Origin of the sequence: Miltoncostaea marina (genome assembly GCF_018141525.1) — a bacterium.
Classification (GTDB): Bacteria; Actinomycetota; Thermoleophilia; order Miltoncostaeales; family Miltoncostaeaceae; genus Miltoncostaea; species Miltoncostaea marina.
This window is the reverse complement of sequence record NZ_CP064655.1, coordinates 2,514,898-2,529,872: the sequence shown is the minus strand read 5'-3', so window position 1 is coordinate 2,529,872 and position 14,975 is coordinate 2,514,898. Positions and strand designations below refer to the sequence as shown.

The window sequence follows — 14,975 nt, the reverse complement described above, 5'->3', positions numbered from 1 at the left end:
GCGCCGGCGGGCCCGGCCGCGCCGCTCACCCGGCGGCGAGGCCGGCGAGCAGGTCCTCCATGCGATCGTAGGAGACCTGCATGCCGCCCTCCATGCCCGACCGGACGAGGCCGTCGCGGTGCTCGGGCCTCGCGTAGCGGCAGTGGACGGTCATCGTGGTGACGCCCTCGCGCTCCTCGAGCGTCGTCGTGTTGACCGCGGCGTCGGCGTCGGTCGCCCCGGGGATGCCCTCGTAGAGCTCGGTCTGCACGATGCGGTGCGGGGGCTCCAGCTCGAGGAACTCCCCGCGGAATGCCACCTCGACGCCGCCGTCGCGGGTCACGAAGCGCCAGCGGCCGCCGACGCGCGGGTCGATCTCGCAGGCGAGCCACTCCGAGCCCTCGAAGCCCCACCAGCGGCGCACCAGGTCCGGCTCGGTGAGCGCGCGGACGACGAGCCGGGCCGGGGCGTCGAAGCGGCGGGTGATGATCAGCTCGCGGTCGCCCACGAGCTCGACGGTGGCCGATCCGTGGCGGTCGGCGGTGCGGGTCATGGCTGTTCCTCCTCGGGGTGCTGGAGCTCGGCGAGCACGTCGTCGAGCCGGTCGAGACGGGCGTTCCAGGTGCGCTCGAAGGCGCGCACCCAGTCGTGGACGGGCCGCAGCGCCTCCCCGTTGACCCGGTAGACGCGCCGGCGCCCCTCGGCGCGCACGTCCACCAGGCCCACGGCGCGCAGCACGCCCAGGTGCTTCGACACCTGCGGCTGGCTGAGGCCCACGCGCTCGACCAGCTCGCCGACCGTCGCCTCGCCGTCGCCGAGCGCGGCCATGAGGTCGCGGCGGCGCGCCTCCGCGAGGGCGGAGAAGGCGTCGGCGGTGGTCGGCGTGCGGGCCATGGCGGTCAATGTATTCCCATATCGGAATATGAGTCAAGCGACGTCGGCGGGGTGGCCGACGCCCGGTCGCGGGTAGGTTCTGCGGCGAACCCCGCCCCACTCCCACGCGAGGATCCGATGGCAGACGAGACCACCCACGAGGTGCGCGTGCGCCTCACCCGCGAGCGGCCGCCCATCCGCAAGGCCGTGCTCGAGATGACCGGCGACGAGGTCGTGTTCGGGACGCCCGGCTGGCAGGGCGAGCACTACGGCTTCGACCCGAGCACGCTGCCCGAGCACCCGGGCACGCTCGACTACCTGGTGGCCTCCGTGGCGGGCTGCCTGATCGGGACCTTCGGCGGCGCGCTGAAGGCCCGGGGGATCGACAGCGCCGGCGACCGGCTGACCGCCGAGGCGACCGGCGAGGTCGTGGTCGACCCCGACGGCGTGCTGCGCCTGCGGTCGATCCTCGTGCGGTACACGCTGCGCGCCCCGGAGGGCATGCGCGCGGCCGCCGAGCGGGCCAACGAGCACCACGCGGCGCACTGCCCCAACGCCCGGTCGGTGGCGGCCGCCATCGCCATCACCACCGAGCTCGACTTCGTGGCCGAGCGCGAGACGGCCGGCGCGGGGGCCTGAGGCCGGCGCCCGGGGTCCCCGCCGGGGCCCCGGGCTCAGCCGAGCGGGTTGAGCAGCTCCTCCCGCCCCTCGGCGGCGAACAGCAGCAGGTCGGTCATCCCGAACCGCCCCGGGACGACGCCGAGGGCCGGGGTGAAGCCGGGGTCGCCAAGGATCGAGATGGCGCTGCCCTCCATCGCGCGATGGAAGGTCTCCGCGACCAGGCGCCCGCCCACGCCGCTCAGCCGCCCGCCCGCCAGCTCCGCCTCGCGCAGCACGTAGAACCAGAGCGGCGTGTCCCGCGCGAGCGCCGCGCGCTGGGCCGCGTTGAGGGCGTCCAGGCGCGCCCCGCCGTTGCCCTCCAGGATGCGCTCGGCCGTGAGCGTGCGCACGTCGACGCCCCGGCTGCGCATGAGCGCCGCCATCTGCTGGCCGGTGGCGAGCCGCAGCATGCGGGCGCGCGTCAGGTTGCGGAAGGCGAGGTTGCGCCGCGCGGGGCGGGCCTCCGGGCCGCCGGTCGAGCCGGCCGGCAGGTGGGCGAGCGGGTCGGCCAGGAGCGTGTCGATGCGCCGGGCCATGTTCAGCCGGCTGCGGCCGCGCACGACCGGCCGCAGCTCCGGGTGCTCGCCGTGCTCGTCGAAGTCGAACAGCCGGCGCAGGTCGGCGATCCACGACGAGATGAGCCGGGCCTCGCCGCCCAGGTCGCCGCCGGTCCCGGAGAAGGTGAACAGCAGGTCGAGCGTGCCGGAGCCGTCGTCGAAGATCCGGTTCCAGTCGTAGGCCGAGCGCACCATCGAGTGGCCGGCCCGGTAGGCCGCCACCGAGAACTCCACGGGCATCGTGGGCGGGTCGCCCGGCGGCGGGGCGACCTCGAACACCTTGCGCCCGCCGCCGAACACGGCGTCGACGATGCCGGGCCGCACGATGCGCGGCAGGAAGTCGGTGCGCAACATCCACTGGTAGTGCTTGACGACCGCCGTGCGGGCGGCCTCGAAGCGGGCCGCCTCGGGGACCCCGTCGGCCGCGAGGACGTCCACCACCCGGTTGTGGAAGCGGATGAACGCGGCGTGGATCTGGGCGACGGCCAGGTTCTCGTCGTTGCGCGGGTCCGGGATGCGGGGGGCGCCGCCCGCCCGCCGCGGGACGTCGAAGCCCGGGTGGGCGCGGCCCGTGCCCGGGTCGCCGGGGACCGGGATCGTGGTCCCGCGCCGCAGGTGGACGCCGTCGTCGGCGTAGAACCCGGGGCTCAGGGACGGCCCCAGCCCGTAGAGGGCGTCGAGGTCAAGGGAGGGCGAGCGGCCCTGCACCAGGTCGGCGATCGGGACGGTGCGGTCGTCGCCCAGCCGGCTGCGGTCGAAGGTCAGGTCGTGGTCGACGAACTGGCCGAGGTAGGTGTAGCCGGCCGGGATCGCCGAGTCGCGCTTGCGCGCGTCGCGGGTCATGGCGGCGGCGATGCGCCGCCGGGCGGGCTCGCCGGGCTGGCGCCCCGTGGGCCCGAGGCGCGAGAAGCGGAAGGCCCGCAGGTCGGCCGACATGGAGGTGAAGGCGGGCCGCGCGTCGTCGCCGACGCCGAGCAGCCCCTCGCCGACGACGAAGTACGACTCGCGGCCGTGGCGCTCGCGGTCCTCCATCAGCCCTCCCGGGAGCCCCCGTCGCGACCCCGCGCGCCGGGCGGCACGACCCTACGACCGCCCGGCACCGGAGGGCAAGCGCCCGTCAGCGGCGCAGGCCGACGGACTCGAGGTACTCGGCCGGGATGGCGATCGCGCCGCCGCCGCCCAGCCGATCGTGGCGGCGCGCGAGCGCGGCCAGGTCGTGGGCGAGGCCCGCCCGCCCCTCCTCGTCGAGCGACTCCATCGCCGCCAGGGTGGGCCCGTAGGTGGTCGCGAACATCTCCACGTAGCGCTCCGGCGAGGCGAAGCGGAAGGTGAAGTGCCGGCGCCGGTGGCGCCAGCGCACCGCGTCGCCGAACAACGAGGCGACGTGGTCCTCCGAGCCCCACATGAGCGGCGACGCGACGCCGGCCGGCGGCGGCACGTGGGCGGCCATCGTGCGGAACATGTCGCCGAGGAAGCCCTCGGGCGTCCAGCTCGCGAGCGCGACGCACCCGCCGGGCCGGACGACCCGCGCCATCTCCGCGGCGGCGCGCCGCTGGTCGGGCGCGAACATGGCGCCGACCACCGAGGTGACCGCGTCGTAGGACGCGTCGGCGACGGGCAGGTCCTCGACGTCGCCCTCGGTGAACGTGATCGCGAGCCGCTCGGCCGCGGCGCGCTCGCGGCCGCGCTCGAGCAGCGCCGGGACGTAGTCCACGCCGGTCACCTCGCACCCCATGCGCGCGGCGGCGATGGCGGCGTTGCCGCTGCCGGTGGCGACGTCGAGCACCCGGCTGCCGGCGCGGAGGTCGGCGGCGTCGGCGAGCCGCTCGGAGATCGGGACGATCAGGGTCGCGATGGCGGCGTAGTCGCCGCTGGCCCAGACGGTCCGCTGGCGCCGCTTGACGGCGGCCAGGTCGACCGCGGGCGCGGCGGGGGTGGTGCTCATCCGGTCCTCCTCACATTCGGCACGAACGGTCGTGCTGTATCGGGAGGGCGAACGTACGACCGATCGTGCTAAGTTGTCAACCATGACCTCGGACGAGCCAGGGGGCGGATCGGGCGGCGGCGACCGGGCGCCCATGGCCGGCCGCGCCGGCCGGCGCCGGCGCGCCGACGGCGAGCGGAGCCGCGAGGCGATCCTGCGCACCGCGGCGAGCCTCGCGACCGTGGAGGGCATCACGGGGCTGTCGCTCGGCCGGCTGGCGGACGCGGTGGGGATGAGCAAGAGCGGCCTCTTCGCGCACTTCGGCTCGAAGGAGGAGCTGCAGCTGGCGACGGTCGAGACCGCCTGCCGCATCTATACGGACGTGGTCGTGGAGCCGGCGCTCGCCGAGCCGACCGGCGCCGCGCGCCTGCGGGCGCTCGCCGACCGCTTCCTGGGCCACGTGGAGGACGCGATCTTCCCGGGCGGCTGCTTCTTCGCGTCGGTCGCGGCCGAGGTCGACACCCAGCCGGGCCCCGTGCGCGACCGGGCGCTCGCGTTCGTCGGCGAGTGGTTCGCCACGGTGCGCGCCGCGGTGGCCGACGCCCAGGCGGAGGGCGCCCTCGACCCGGGGGACGACCCCGACCAGGTGGCGTTCGAGCTCGTCGCGTTCCTGCTGCTCGCCAACCAGCAGTTCGTGGCCGGCGGGGCCCCCGCGCCGCTCGACCGGGCGCGCGCGGCGGTGGAGCGGCGCCTCGGCGCCGCGCCGGTCAGCCGGTCAGCGAGGGGCTGAGGCCCGAGCCGAGCGGCGCCCGGGCGGTCACGCCGAGGGCGTCGAGCAGCGCGAGGAAGCCGACGGCGTAGGGCGACCCGGCGGTGGCCCGCCGCACGCGCTCCCAGTCGACCCGCTCGCGGATGGGACGCGCGATCTGCAGCAGGCGCTCGTAGTCCAGGAACAGCTCGCTGCGGGCGAGCAGCATCGACACGAGGATGTCGGTCGGGTCGAGCACGAGCAGCGGCATGCCGAGCACCCGCTCCTCGGTGGCGCGGGTGAGGCAGTCGGCCACCGGCGCGCCCAGCGGCTCGGTGATGAGGTCCACGAGCACGTCGCCGTCCCACGCCTTCATCAGCCAGCCCTCTGGCGGCCGCTCCACCCGCAGCCCGGCGGCCTCCAGCGCCTCGGCGGCGCGGTCGCGGTGCTCCGGGGGCAGCACGAGGTCCCAGTCGATGCCGAGCTCGGGGGCCCCGTAGACCCAGCAGGCCGGCGCGCCGGTCAGCGCGTGCGGCACGTGGGCCGCGCGCAGCGCCGCGCAGGCGTGCTTGAGCGTGGGCGCCATGTCGGGGAAGGGACGCGGCCCCTCCGGCTTGTCGGAGGCGGGCCGCGCGGCCTCGTTCATGCGCCGCTGCAGCGCGGCGGCCAGCCGCCGCACGGGCTCAATCGGCACGGGCGGCCCCCGCGGGCGTCTCGAGCAGGGTGAACACCTGGTAGGCCGAGCCGATCACCGGCTGGGCCACGTTGCGCACCGGCACCCCGCCGGGGGTCGCGCCCTGTGGCGAGCCGGCGTGGGCGTGGCCGTGCAGCACCAGGTCGGCGCCCGCGTGGTCGACCGCCTCCGCGAGCAGGTAGCTGCCGAGGAAGGGGAAGATCTCGGGCCGCTCGCCGTGCAGCGTCGCCTCGACCGGCGAGTAGTGCAGCAGCGCGACCCGGGCCGGGGTGTCGAGGCCCTCGAGCGTCGCGCGGAGCCGGCCGGCGACCTCCTTCGTGTGGCGCACGAAGGCCTTCATCTCGGCCTCCCCGAAGTCGGCCGCGCACGCGCCCACGAACCCGCCCCCGAAGCCCTTCGCGCCGGCCACGCCGAGGCGACCGCCGTCCAGCTCGACGACCGTCGCCTGGCCCTCGAGCACGGTGACGCCGCCCGCCTCCATCACGGCCCGCAGCTCCGCGGCGCGGTCGGCGTGGTGGTCGTGGTTGCCGAGGACGGCGACCACGGGGACGGGCAGCCCCTCCAGCTCGTGCGCCAGCACGCGGGCCTCGTCGGGGTGGCCGCAGGTCGTGAGATCGCCCGCGATCAGCAGGACGTCGGCCTCGTGCCCGATGTCGCGCAGGTGCGGCCGCAGCGTGCCCGCCGAGTCGCGGCCGAAGTGGACGTCGGCCATCGCGGCGACCCGCATCAGCCCACCCGCTCGGCGTCGTGCGGGCCCGACAGCTCCGTGACCGTCAGGCGGTTGTCGATCGTGAGGCCCGGCAGCTCCTCCTCGGCCACCTCCGCCGCGGCGCGCCGCCGATCCTCCGTCGCGACCGCCCCGCCGAGGCGCACGGTGCGGCCCTCCACGACGACCTCGATGCCGAGCGCGTTGACGCGCCCGTCCTCGGCCAGGCGCCGTCGCACGCGCTCCTCCAGGTACTCGGGCGGCTCCTCCATGCCCCAGGGGGTCCCCCGGCCGCGCGCCGTCCAAACGGGCCGGCTATCCCCCGGTGATGCGCTCGATGCGGGCGTCGGAGCCCGGGTACAGGAGCGTCACGTGGCCGCTGTCCTCCCAGCGGACGAGGAAGGGCGCGGTGCCCTCCGGCCCGCGGGCCTCCAGCACCTCGGCGTCGCGCGACGGCTCGCCGAGCCGGTGGCCGTGGATGACCAGGCGGTCGCCCGGCGCGCCGCGTAGGCCGGCGGGCGCCGGCGGCTCCGGCGGCGGCGGCGCCTCGGGCGCCAGCCGGGCCGCCACGTCGAGCGCCGACACGACGCCCACCGGGTGCCCCTCGTCGACCACCACCACGTGGGCCGTGTCGTGCTGCGCCATCAGGCGCGCGGCGGCCTCCAGCGGCGCGTCGCGACCCACCGTCACCGGCGGGGTGGCGGCGACGCGGCCGGCCGGGACCGCGGCATCGTCGAGCGTGGCGGCGCGCACCAGGTCCATCTCGGAGATCACGCGCAGGCGGCCGCCGGGCGCCTCGTCGCCGAGCACGACCACGGCGTGGATGCGGTGGCCGGCCATCAGCGCCGCCACGTCGGCCAGCGGCAGGTCCGGATCGCACGTCACCACCGGCGACCCCATGACGTCCGCCACGCGCGCGTCGGCGAGGGTCGCCCCGCCGGCGGGCCGGGTCTCGGGATCACGCATCGCCGGTTCCTCCTGGTGTCGTCCCGCCCGGCGGGCGGGTGCGCACAGCAGCGTCGCCGACGGCGCGGCGCGGCGAATCGGTGCCCGCGCGGTGCGACGGGCCGTGGAAACCCGCACCCCGCACGGCGTCGCCCGCGGTGGCGCGCGCCGGCGCCGCCGGGCAGGATCGGTGGAGGTGCGACGGGGGAGGAGCGGATGGAGGCCTCGCCGGGCCCGCCGGCCGAGATCGCCGAGACGCACATCTCGGTGGTCGCCATGGTCGGCGACCGCGCCTACAAGCTGCTGAAGCCGGTGGCGCTCGGCTTCCTCGACCACCGCACCCGCGAGGCGCGCCTGGCCGCCTGCCGGCGCGAGACGGAGGTCAACCGCCGCTTCGCCCCCGACGTCTACCTCGGCGTGCTGGACGTGATCGACGAGCACGGCGCGCCGGTGGACCACCTCGTGGCCATGCGACGCATGCCGGCGTCGCGGCGCCTGTCGTCCCTGCTCGGCGACCCCGGCGCGGCGGAGGCCGTCCGCGCGGTCGCCCGCCACGTCGCGGCCCTCCACCGCGCGGCCCCCCGGTCGGCGGCGATCGCGGCCGCCGGCCGCCCGGAGGCGGTGCTCGGCCTGTGGGAGGAGGGGCTCGGCCAGCTCGCGGACGCGGCCGCCGGCGTGCTCGCGCCAGGCGAGGTCGAGCGCTGCGGCGCGCTCGCGCGCCGCTACCTGGACGGTCGCGGGCCGCTGCTCGAGCGGCGCATCGCCGACGGCTGGGTGCGCGACGGGCACGGCGACCTGCTGGCCGACGACGTGTTCCTGCTGGAGGACGGCCCCCGCGTGCTCGACTGCCTGGCGTTCGACGATCGCCTGCGCCACGGCGACGTGCTCGCCGACGTGGCGTTCCTCGCGATGGACCTCGAGGCGCGCGGCCGCGCCGACCTGGCGGCGCTCCTGGTGTCCGGGTGGCGCGCGGCCCTCGGCGAGCGCCACCCGGCCTCGCTCGAGCACCACTACGTCGCCTACCGGGCGCACGTGCGGGCCAAGGTGGCCGCGCTGCGGGCCGGCCAGGGCGACCCCGCCGCCGCCGCCCGCGCGCGCCGCCTGCACGCGCTGGCGCTCGCCCGGCTCGAGCGGGCGCAGGTGCGCCTGGTGCTCGTGGGCGGCGCGCCGGGGACCGGCAAGTCGACGCTCGCCGCGGGCCTGGCCGCAGCGGGCGGCTGGACGGTGGTGCGCTCGGACGTCGTGCGCAAGGACGCCGAGGGGCTGCCCCACGCGCCGGCCGACGCCGTGCCGTTCGGTGAGGGCCGCTACGCGCCCGCGGCCACGGAGCGGGTGTACGGGTTGATGCTGCGGGCGGCGGCCGACGCGCTCGCGCTCGGGGAGTCCGTGGTGCTCGACGCCTCCTGGTCGTCGGCGGCGCGGCGCGAGGCGGCGCGGCGCCTCGCGCGCCGGGCCGGCGCCGGCCTGGCCGAGCTGCGGTGCGCCGTCCCGCCCGGCGTCGCGGCCGAGCGCGTCCGGCTGCGGCGGGCCCGGGCGGAGGGCCCCTCCGACGCGACGCCGGCGATCGCGGAGCGCCTGGCGGCCGCGGCCGACCCCTGGCCCGAGGCGGCGGTCGTCGACACCGCCGGTCCCCCCGGCGCGGCGCTCGCCGCGGCGCACGCGCTGCTGGAGGGCGCGCCCCGGCCGGGCTAGCGTCGCTCCGGGGAGGCTAGGGTCGCCCCGTGCGGATCGTCTCGCTGCTGCCGAGCGCCACCGAGATCGTCGCCGCGCTCGGCCTGGCGGATGCGCTGGTGGGCCGCTCGCACGAGTGCGACACGCCGCCGCGGGTCCGCGCGCTGCCGGTGGTCTCGGCCAGCCGCATCGACCCGGCGGCGCTCACCGGCGCGCAGATCGACCGGGAGGTGCGGCGGGCGGTGGCCGACGGCCGGTCGCTCTACGCGGTCGACGCCGCCCAGCTCGAGGCGCTGCGCCCGGACGTCGTGGTGACGCAGGACCTGTGCCGGGTGTGCGCGGTGTCGAGCCGCGAGGTGTGCGCGACGGGCGCGCGTGTGGTGTCGCTCGACCCGCGCTCGCTCGCCGGCATCGCCGAGAGCTGCCGGGCGCTCGGCGCGGAGCTCGGCGTGCCGGAGGCGGGCCGGCGGCTGGCCGGCGAGATGGCCGCGCGCGTGGCCGCCGTGCGGCGCCGGGTCGCCGGCCGGCCGGTGTGGCGGGTGTTCGTGGCGGAGTGGCACGACCCGCCCTTCGCCGCCGGGCACTGGGTGCCCGAGCAGGTGGCGGCGGCCGGCGGGCACGACCCGCTCGGGCGCCCGGGCGAGCCCTCGCGCGCGACGTCCTGGGACGATGTGCTGGCCGCCGACCCCGAGGTCGTCATCGTGGCGCCCTGCGGGTACGACCGCGCCGGCGCCGCGGCGGAGTGGGCGCGGGCATGCGCGGCGGGCGCCGTGCCGCCGGCGCTGGCCGCCCGCGCCGTGCCCGTCGACGCGAACGCCCTGTTCTCGCGGCCGTCGCCCGCCGTGGCGGCGGGCGTGGAGGTGCTGGCCGGCATCCTGCACGGCGTGTAGGACCGCCTTCGGACGGGCCGCAGCGGCCCGCGGGGAACGGCCGCAGCGCGGCGCGGGTCGACGCCGCTGACGCGGGCCGGGCCGCGCGCGAGGCTGGGCCCATGCCGTCGCACGCGATCATCCGGCGCGTCGCCCTCGCCTGGTGCGCGGCGGCCCTCGCCGCCTTCGCCGTGCTGGCGCTGACGACGGGCGTGCCGCAGGGCCCGGAGGGGGCCCTCATCGCCGGCGTCCTGCAGGTGCGCATCCAGATCGGCCTGCTGGCCCTCGCGGCCGCCGGCCTGCTCGCCGCGCTGCGCTGGCCGGTGGCCGGCGGCGTCGTCATCGTGGTCGCCGCCGCCGGCGTCGGCGTGTTCGCGGCCTTCGAGTACCACCCGTACGCCGCCCTGGCGCCCTTCCTCGCCCTCGTCATCCCCGGGGCGCTGCTGATCGGCGACGGCGTGCGCGGCGGCCGGGCCGGCCGGGTGGCCGTGGCCACGGCCGGCGTGCTGCTGGTGTGCGCGGGCGCGGGCTACGCGGCCGACCGGGTGTACGAGTACGCCTTCGGGCCGACCCACCCCGAGTCGGCGGCGCGGCTGGCCGACGGGCCGGTCGACTGGATCTGGTCCGGCGCGCCCGCCCCGGACGGGGCCGTCGTCGTGGCGCGGCTGGACGAGCCCGTCGCGGACGTGCGCCTGGTCGTCGGCACCGCGGCCGGCCCCGCCGGTGCCGTGCGGCGCGTCGCGCCCTCGTCGCGCGCGGACGAGGGCGCGATCGTGCGCTTCAGGCTCGCCGGCCTGCGACCCGGCCGCACCTACCATTACGCGCTCGAGCTCGGCGGGCGCGTGGACCGCACCCGGCGCGGGCGGTTCACCACCGTCCCGGACGGCCCGGCCGACGTCACGCTGGCGTTCGCCTCCTGCGCCCGGCGCGGGTCGAACGGCGCCGTCTTCGACGCCATCCGGGCCCAGCGGCCGGACGTCTACATGGTCATCGGCGACATGTTCTACGCGGACATCGGCGTGGGGGACCCCGACCGCTTCCGCGACGAGTTCGAGAACACGCTCTCGCGGCCCGGGCAGCAGGCGCTCCACCTGTCGACCCGCATCGCGTACGTCTGGGACGACCACGACTACGGGCCGGACGGCGCCGGGGCATCGTCGCCGACGCGCGCGGCCGCCCAGTCGGTCTACCGCGAGTACGTCCCGCACGGCCCGCTGCCCGGCGGCGCGGCCACGGGGCCGATCTACCAGGCCTTCACGCTGGGCCGGGTGCGCGTCCTGATGATGGACGGCCGCTCGGAGCGCAGCCCGGCGACCGCGCCCGACGACGCCCGCAAGCGCCTGATCGGCGACGCCCAGCTGCAGTGGCTCGAGCGCGAGATGCTCCGGGCGCGCAGGCGCGGGCAGCTCGTGGCCCTCGTCAGCCCGGTGCCGTGGATCGACGCGGCCCGCGCGGGCGCCGACGACTGGGCCGGCTACGCGACCCAGCGCGCGCGGATCTCGTCGTTCGTCGCGCGCCATGGGATCCAGGCGGTGATGCTGGCCGGCGACGCCCACATGGTGGCGCTCGACGACGGGAGCAACGCCGACTACTCGGGCACCGGGCGGGGCGGCTTCCCCGTGCTGCACGGCGCGCCGCTCGACCGCCACGCGAGCGAGAAGGGCGGCCCCTTCAGCGAGGGCGTCGCCCTGGGGAGCGGCCAGTTCGGCACGATGCGGGTGCGGGACGACGGGAGGCGCATCGTGGTGACCCTGAGCGGGATGGACTGGCGGGGCCGGACCCTGGTGCAGGGCACGTACGCCTTCGCCCTGTGACGACCCCCGGCCGGCCGCTGGCGCCGGAGGCGGTGACGGCCGTGGTGCCGTGCCACCTCGTCCCGCCGGAGCCCGCGCTGCTGCGCGCGCTGCGCGCGCACGTGGGCGGGCTGCTGGTGGTGGACGACGGGATGCCGCCCGCCGCCGCCGCGCGCCTGGACGCGCTGGCCGGCGGCTGCGGCGCCGACGTGCTGCGGCTGCCGCGCAACCGCGGCAAGGGCCACGCGCTGGCGGCCGGCATCGCCGCGCTGCTGGCGGGGCCGCGCCCGCCCGACGGCGTGCTGGTGGCCGACGCCGACGGCCAGCACCCGCCGGCCGCGGCGCCGGCCATGATCGCGGCCACCGCGCGCGGCGAGCTGGTGGTCGGCGACCGCTTCGGCGACCTGCGGCGCATGCCCGTCGACCGGCGGATGGCGAACCTGGCGGCGAGCGCCCTGCTGCGGGTGACGACCAGGCGCCCCGTGCGCGACAGCCAGTGCGGCATGCGCCTGCTGCACGGGCGGGCGCTGCGCGAGGTGCCGTTCGCCCCGGGCGGCTTCGAGGCCGAGACCGGCCACCTGGCCCGCTGCCTGCGGGCGGGGGTGCCGGTTGTGTGGGTGCCGATCCCGGCCCGCTACGGGGACGAGGTCAGCTCATTCCGGCCGCTGCGCGACTCGGCGCGGATCGCGCTGGCGGCGCTCAGGGCGAGGGCCTCGACGGCCCGCGCGGCGGCCCAGCCCACCGCGACCGCGCTCAGCACGTCGGACGGGAAGTGGGCGCCGCCGACGACGCGGGTCACGGCGACCGCCGCGACGAGGACGAGCAGCGGCGCGCGGGCCCGCGGGAAGACGGTCCACACGGCGATCGACATCGCCAGCCAGACGGCCACGTGGCCCGACGGGAAGGACGCGTAGCCCGACCAGTCGTGCGCGCCCACCTCGACGCCGTCCAGCGTCAGCTGCGGGCGGGGGCGGTCCCAGGTCAGCCACATCAGGCGCACCACCAGCCACGTCGCCACGCCCGTCGCGGCGAGCGTCGCCGCGAGCCGCAGGGCCCGGTCGCGGCGCCACGCGACGGCCGCGGCGGTCGCGACGACGGTGAGCAGGACGTAGTTGCGGAAGTCGGGGCCCACCAGGATGTCGTCGACCAGCGCCGGGCCCGGCCCGAGGTCGTTGAGCAGCCGGAAGAGCGCGTGGTCGGCCCGCCGCAGCGGCGTTCCGGCCACCAGCAGCCCGGCGCCGAGGCACGCCGCCGCCACGGCGGCGAGCCCGGCCAGCCGGCGCGCGGGCGTGCGGGCCGGCCGCCGCGGCCGGCGCAGCCGGTGCCCGGCCAGCATGGGCGCGAGCGGCACGAGCGCCGACAGGGTCGCCACGCCGCCGCACGCGACCAGCGCCCGGTAGCTGCCCGTGGCGGCGATCGCGCCGCCCGCCGCCGGCAGGGCGACCGCCCCGGCCACCGCGCGCGCGCTGAAGTAGGCCGCGGTGTAGGCGCCGGCCTCGCCCGGCGGGATGAAGCGGCTCATGACCGGGAAGCCGAGCGTCGACAGCAGCCCGAAGCCGACCGCGGCGGCCACGAGGCCGGGCGCCGCTTCGACGACCCGGTCGGCGGGCGTCATCGCCAGCAGGCCGCCGCCCATCAGCACGACCCCGAGCGCGAGCAGCGGCAGGTGGCGCTCCGCCCGCCGCTCCAGGCCGGCGAGCAGCATGGCGGCGCCGGTCAGCAGGCCGAAGGCCACCAGCAGGCCGCCCGCGGGGGCGGGGCCCAGGCCGAGCACGTGGTCGGCGTAGAGCACGAAGAACGACGGCAGCGCCGCGTAGCCGAGCACCCAGAGCGCCTGGGCGGCGAGCACCCGGCGGACGCCGTCGTGCCGGGCCACGAGGCGCGCGTAGTAGCGCAGGGGCGCGCGGGCCTCGGCCGCCCCGATGGGGTCGCCGGGGCGCTCGCGCCCGCGCATGCGGCGCACGGTGGGGGCCGCCAGCAGCGGCACCGCGAGGGCCGCCGCCGCGAACGGCGCCCAGGTGCGCCACTCCACGAGCAGGCCGCCGGCGGCCACGCCGACCGTGGTGCCGGCGAGCATCGCCAGCTCCTCGGCGCCGGTCGCGGCGGCGCGGTCCTCCTCGACGTAGGTCTCCGGGATGAGCGCCCGGTGGGCGGTGGTGACCGCGTTGAGGCCCACGTAGGCCACGAGCGCCGCGGACGCGAGGACCAGGTAGCCGGTCCCCGCGCCGGCCGCGATCGCCACGAGGCCGGCCGACGTGACCAGGCTGCCGCCGAGGATGAAGGGGCCGGTGCGGCCCAGGCCGCGCGCGCAGCCGGTCGCTCCAGACGCCCACCCACAGCGGCACGGCGAAGCCGGCCGCCACGTTGACGAGCATCACGGCCCCGATCAGCCCCGGGGCGTCGTCGATGCGCTCGAGCGCCACGGGAAGGTAGGTGGTGACCGCGGCGCGGCCGACGCCGGCGGCGAGCGCGGCGGCGCTGAAGGTCGCCAGCCCGAACCGGGCGGCGCGCGGCATGCCGCCGGTCAGTCGCATGGCTGGGCCGGCACCACGACGTCGAGGGCGCCGCGCAGGGCGCGCACCTCCACCGGCCCGCTGCCCAGCTCCTCGGCGTCGGCCATGACCGGCGAGGTGCCGCGGGTCTCGATGGTGATCTCCGTCGCGCGCCACCGGCGCACGCCGCGGTGCCGCAGGTGCGTGCCGCGGCGCAGCCGCAGGAGCATGGCCGGGATGGCCCGCCGCCCCGGGATGTCGATCGCCACCACGTCGAGCAGGCCGTCGCGGGGGTCGGCGTGCGGCGCCACCCGCAGCCCCGTGCCGAAGCACTGCATGTTCGCCACGAAGAGCTGGCCGACGTGCACCATGCCCGGGCGCCCGTGCTCGGTGAGCCGCACGTCGAGGGGGTGGAAGTGGACGAGCGCCGCGGCGCCGGCGGCGACGGCGGCCGTGACGTCGGCCGAGTTGCGCGAGTGGTAGCGGTGGCGGGCCAGCGCGAGGAAGCCGACGCTGAGGCCCTCGACCGCCACGATCCGGCTCGCCCCGGCGCGGCACTCGATGAGGTCCACCGGGCGTGCCCGCCCCTCGAGCGCGGTGCGGGCCGCCTGCGGCGGGCTGACCGGGATGCCGAGGCAGCGGGCGACGTTGTTGGCGCGGCCCGCCGGGATGAGCGCGACCTCGGGCGCGGGGCCGGGCAGGTTGACGGCGGCGTGCAGCGTGCCGTCGCCGCCCAGCAGCACCACGAGCCGGCCCGGCTCGCGTCGCCACGCGTCGGCCATCTCGCCGGGCGAGCGGGTGCGCAGCAGCTCGACCCGGGCGCCCAGCGCCCTGAGCTCGGCGGCCACCCGGTCCGGCGAGCGCCCGCCGGACGCGCCGCTCGCGTTGGCGTTCGCCACCAGGACCACCTCGCGCGCGACCCGGCCCGCCGTGCGGCGCGCCGTGGTCGTCCCGTGGGCCGTGGTCATCGCGTTCCTCCCCTGTCCCGCCGAGCATCGCCGGGGGGCGGCCGCGGCGCATCGGGAGCGCGTGCGGCGGCCCTGCGGCAATGCCGCATGCCGGCC

The 14,975-nt window shown here is 78.1% G+C and carries 15 protein-coding genes and 1 pseudogene; 6 read left to right on the top strand and 10 right to left on the bottom strand.

All coding sequences use genetic code 11. The annotated features are described in order from the left end of the window. Positions 1-25 precede the first annotated feature (25 nt). Positions 26-532 carry an SRPBCC family protein gene (locus tag ITJ85_RS12810; protein WP_217913497.1) on the bottom strand — a complete coding sequence of 169 codons (507 nt, stop codon included), beginning with the start codon at positions 530-532 and terminating at the stop codon, positions 26-28. Then, positions 529-873, bottom strand: coding sequence for an ArsR/SmtB family transcription factor (locus ITJ85_RS12805; protein ID WP_217913496.1), 345 nt, complete (start codon positions 871-873; stop codon positions 529-531). The genes ITJ85_RS12810 and ITJ85_RS12805 overlap by 4 nt, the downstream gene beginning before the upstream one ends. Positions 874-990: 117 nt before the next feature. On the opposite strand from ITJ85_RS12805, the gene ITJ85_RS12800 reads away from it, so the two are divergent. Next, a complete protein-coding gene (locus tag ITJ85_RS12800) occupies positions 991-1,491 on the top strand; it encodes an OsmC family protein (RefSeq protein WP_217913495.1) in 501 nt (166 codons plus the stop codon). Positions 1,492-1,526: 35 nt separating this feature from the next. Here the strand turns inward: ITJ85_RS12800 and ITJ85_RS12795 are convergent, their stop codons facing one another. Both ITJ85_RS12795 and ITJ85_RS12790 read right to left on the bottom strand, forming a co-directional pair. Further along, positions 1,527-3,101 (bottom strand): peroxidase family protein, encoded by a 1,575-nt coding sequence (locus ITJ85_RS12795; protein ID WP_217913494.1) that lies wholly within the window; start codon positions 3,099-3,101, stop codon positions 1,527-1,529. An 85-nt stretch (positions 3,102-3,186) separates the two neighbouring features. Continuing rightward, a complete protein-coding gene (locus ITJ85_RS12790) occupies positions 3,187-4,014 on the bottom strand; it encodes a class I SAM-dependent methyltransferase (protein WP_217913493.1) in 828 nt (275 codons plus the stop codon). An 82-nt stretch (positions 4,015-4,096) separates the two neighbouring features. On the opposite strand from ITJ85_RS12790, the gene ITJ85_RS12785 reads away from it, so the two are divergent. Beyond that, the gene (locus tag ITJ85_RS12785; RefSeq protein ID WP_217913492.1) at positions 4,097-4,783 is read left to right on the top strand and encodes a TetR/AcrR family transcriptional regulator; all 687 of its coding nucleotides are present in this window, start codon (positions 4,097-4,099) and stop codon (positions 4,781-4,783) included. Here ITJ85_RS12785 and ITJ85_RS12780 read toward each other — a convergent pair. From ITJ85_RS12780 to ITJ85_RS12765, 4 genes are read right to left on the bottom strand one after another with little or no spacing between them, the layout of a single operon-like run. Further along, complete coding sequence (locus tag ITJ85_RS12780) at positions 4,761-5,435, bottom strand: hypothetical protein (protein ID WP_217913491.1); 675 nt, start codon at positions 5,433-5,435, stop codon at positions 4,761-4,763. The genes ITJ85_RS12785 and ITJ85_RS12780 overlap by 23 nt on opposite strands. Then, positions 5,425-6,165, bottom strand: coding sequence for a metallophosphoesterase family protein (locus tag ITJ85_RS12775; RefSeq protein ID WP_343233024.1), 741 nt, complete (start codon positions 6,163-6,165; stop codon positions 5,425-5,427). The genes ITJ85_RS12780 and ITJ85_RS12775 overlap by 11 nt, the downstream gene beginning before the upstream one ends. Beyond that, positions 6,162-6,413, bottom strand: coding sequence for a BON domain-containing protein (locus ITJ85_RS12770; RefSeq protein WP_217913489.1), 252 nt, complete (start codon positions 6,411-6,413; stop codon positions 6,162-6,164). Before ITJ85_RS12770 ends, ITJ85_RS12775 begins: the two co-directional genes overlap by 4 nt. A gap of 43 nt (positions 6,414-6,456) precedes the next feature. After that, positions 6,457-7,107, bottom strand: coding sequence for a CBS domain-containing protein (locus tag ITJ85_RS12765; RefSeq protein WP_217913488.1), 651 nt, complete (start codon positions 7,105-7,107; stop codon positions 6,457-6,459). A gap of 195 nt (positions 7,108-7,302) precedes the next feature. Here ITJ85_RS12765 and ITJ85_RS12760 point away from each other — a divergent pair, with 195 nt between their 5' ends. From ITJ85_RS12760 to ITJ85_RS17270, 4 genes and pseudogenes are all read left to right on the top strand, one after another. Next, a complete protein-coding gene (locus tag ITJ85_RS12760; RefSeq protein ID WP_217913487.1) occupies positions 7,303-8,778 on the top strand; it encodes a bifunctional aminoglycoside phosphotransferase/ATP-binding protein in 1,476 nt (491 codons plus the stop codon). Between the two features lie 29 nt (positions 8,779-8,807). Then, the gene (locus ITJ85_RS12755) at positions 8,808-9,647 is read left to right on the top strand and encodes an ABC transporter substrate-binding protein (protein WP_217913486.1); all 840 of its coding nucleotides are present in this window, start codon (positions 8,808-8,810) and stop codon (positions 9,645-9,647) included. A 101-nt stretch (positions 9,648-9,748) separates the two neighbouring features. Next, entirely contained in the window at positions 9,749-11,440 is a 1,692-nt protein-coding gene (locus ITJ85_RS12750) for an alkaline phosphatase D family protein (protein WP_217913485.1), read from the top strand. Further along, positions 11,437-11,814, top strand: a pseudogene (locus tag ITJ85_RS17270) (glycosyltransferase); the annotation flags it as partial. The gene ITJ85_RS12750 and the pseudogene ITJ85_RS17270, both read left to right, overlap by 4 nt. 239 nt (positions 11,815-12,053) lie before the next feature. Here the strand turns inward: ITJ85_RS17270 and ITJ85_RS17265 are convergent. Then, positions 12,054-13,697: an MFS transporter gene (locus tag ITJ85_RS17265; protein WP_343233023.1), complete on the bottom strand. Its 1,644-nt coding sequence runs from the start codon at positions 13,695-13,697 to the stop codon at positions 12,054-12,056. 246 nt (positions 13,698-13,943) lie between these two features. Further along, positions 13,944-14,879, bottom strand: a complete 936-nt coding sequence (locus ITJ85_RS12735; protein ID WP_217913483.1) for a diacylglycerol/lipid kinase family protein — start codon at positions 14,877-14,879, stop codon at positions 13,944-13,946. Positions 14,880-14,975: the final 96 nt, after the last annotated feature.

Bases quoted from the DNA above. Each gene is read 5' to 3' on its own strand.
- ITJ85_RS12810 (WP_217913497.1), bottom strand. From the start codon at position 532: ATGACCCGCACCGCCGACCGCCACGGATCGGCCACCGTCGAGCTCGTG.
- ITJ85_RS12805 (WP_217913496.1), bottom strand. From the start codon at position 873: ATGGCCCGCACGCCGACCACCGCCGACGCCTTCTCCGCCCTCGCGGAG.
- ITJ85_RS12800 (WP_217913495.1), top strand. From the start codon at position 991: ATGGCAGACGAGACCACCCACGAGGTGCGCGTGCGCCTCACCCGCGAG.
- ITJ85_RS12795 (WP_217913494.1), bottom strand. From the start codon at position 3,101: ATGGAGGACCGCGAGCGCCACGGCCGCGAGTCGTACTTCGTCGTCGGC.
- ITJ85_RS12790 (WP_217913493.1), bottom strand. From the start codon at position 4,014: ATGAGCACCACCCCCGCCGCGCCCGCGGTCGACCTGGCCGCCGTCAAG.
- ITJ85_RS12785 (WP_217913492.1), top strand. From the start codon at position 4,097: ATGACCTCGGACGAGCCAGGGGGCGGATCGGGCGGCGGCGACCGGGCG.
- ITJ85_RS12770 (WP_217913489.1), bottom strand. From the start codon at position 6,413: ATGGAGGAGCCGCCCGAGTACCTGGAGGAGCGCGTGCGACGGCGCCTG.
- ITJ85_RS12765 (WP_217913488.1), bottom strand. From the start codon at position 7,107: ATGCGTGATCCCGAGACCCGGCCCGCCGGCGGGGCGACCCTCGCCGAC.
- ITJ85_RS12760 (WP_217913487.1), top strand. From the start codon at position 7,303: ATGGAGGCCTCGCCGGGCCCGCCGGCCGAGATCGCCGAGACGCACATC.
- ITJ85_RS12750 (WP_217913485.1), top strand. From the start codon at position 9,749: ATGCCGTCGCACGCGATCATCCGGCGCGTCGCCCTCGCCTGGTGCGCG.
- ITJ85_RS12735 (WP_217913483.1), bottom strand. From the start codon at position 14,879: ATGACCACGGCCCACGGGACGACCACGGCGCGCCGCACGGCGGGCCGG.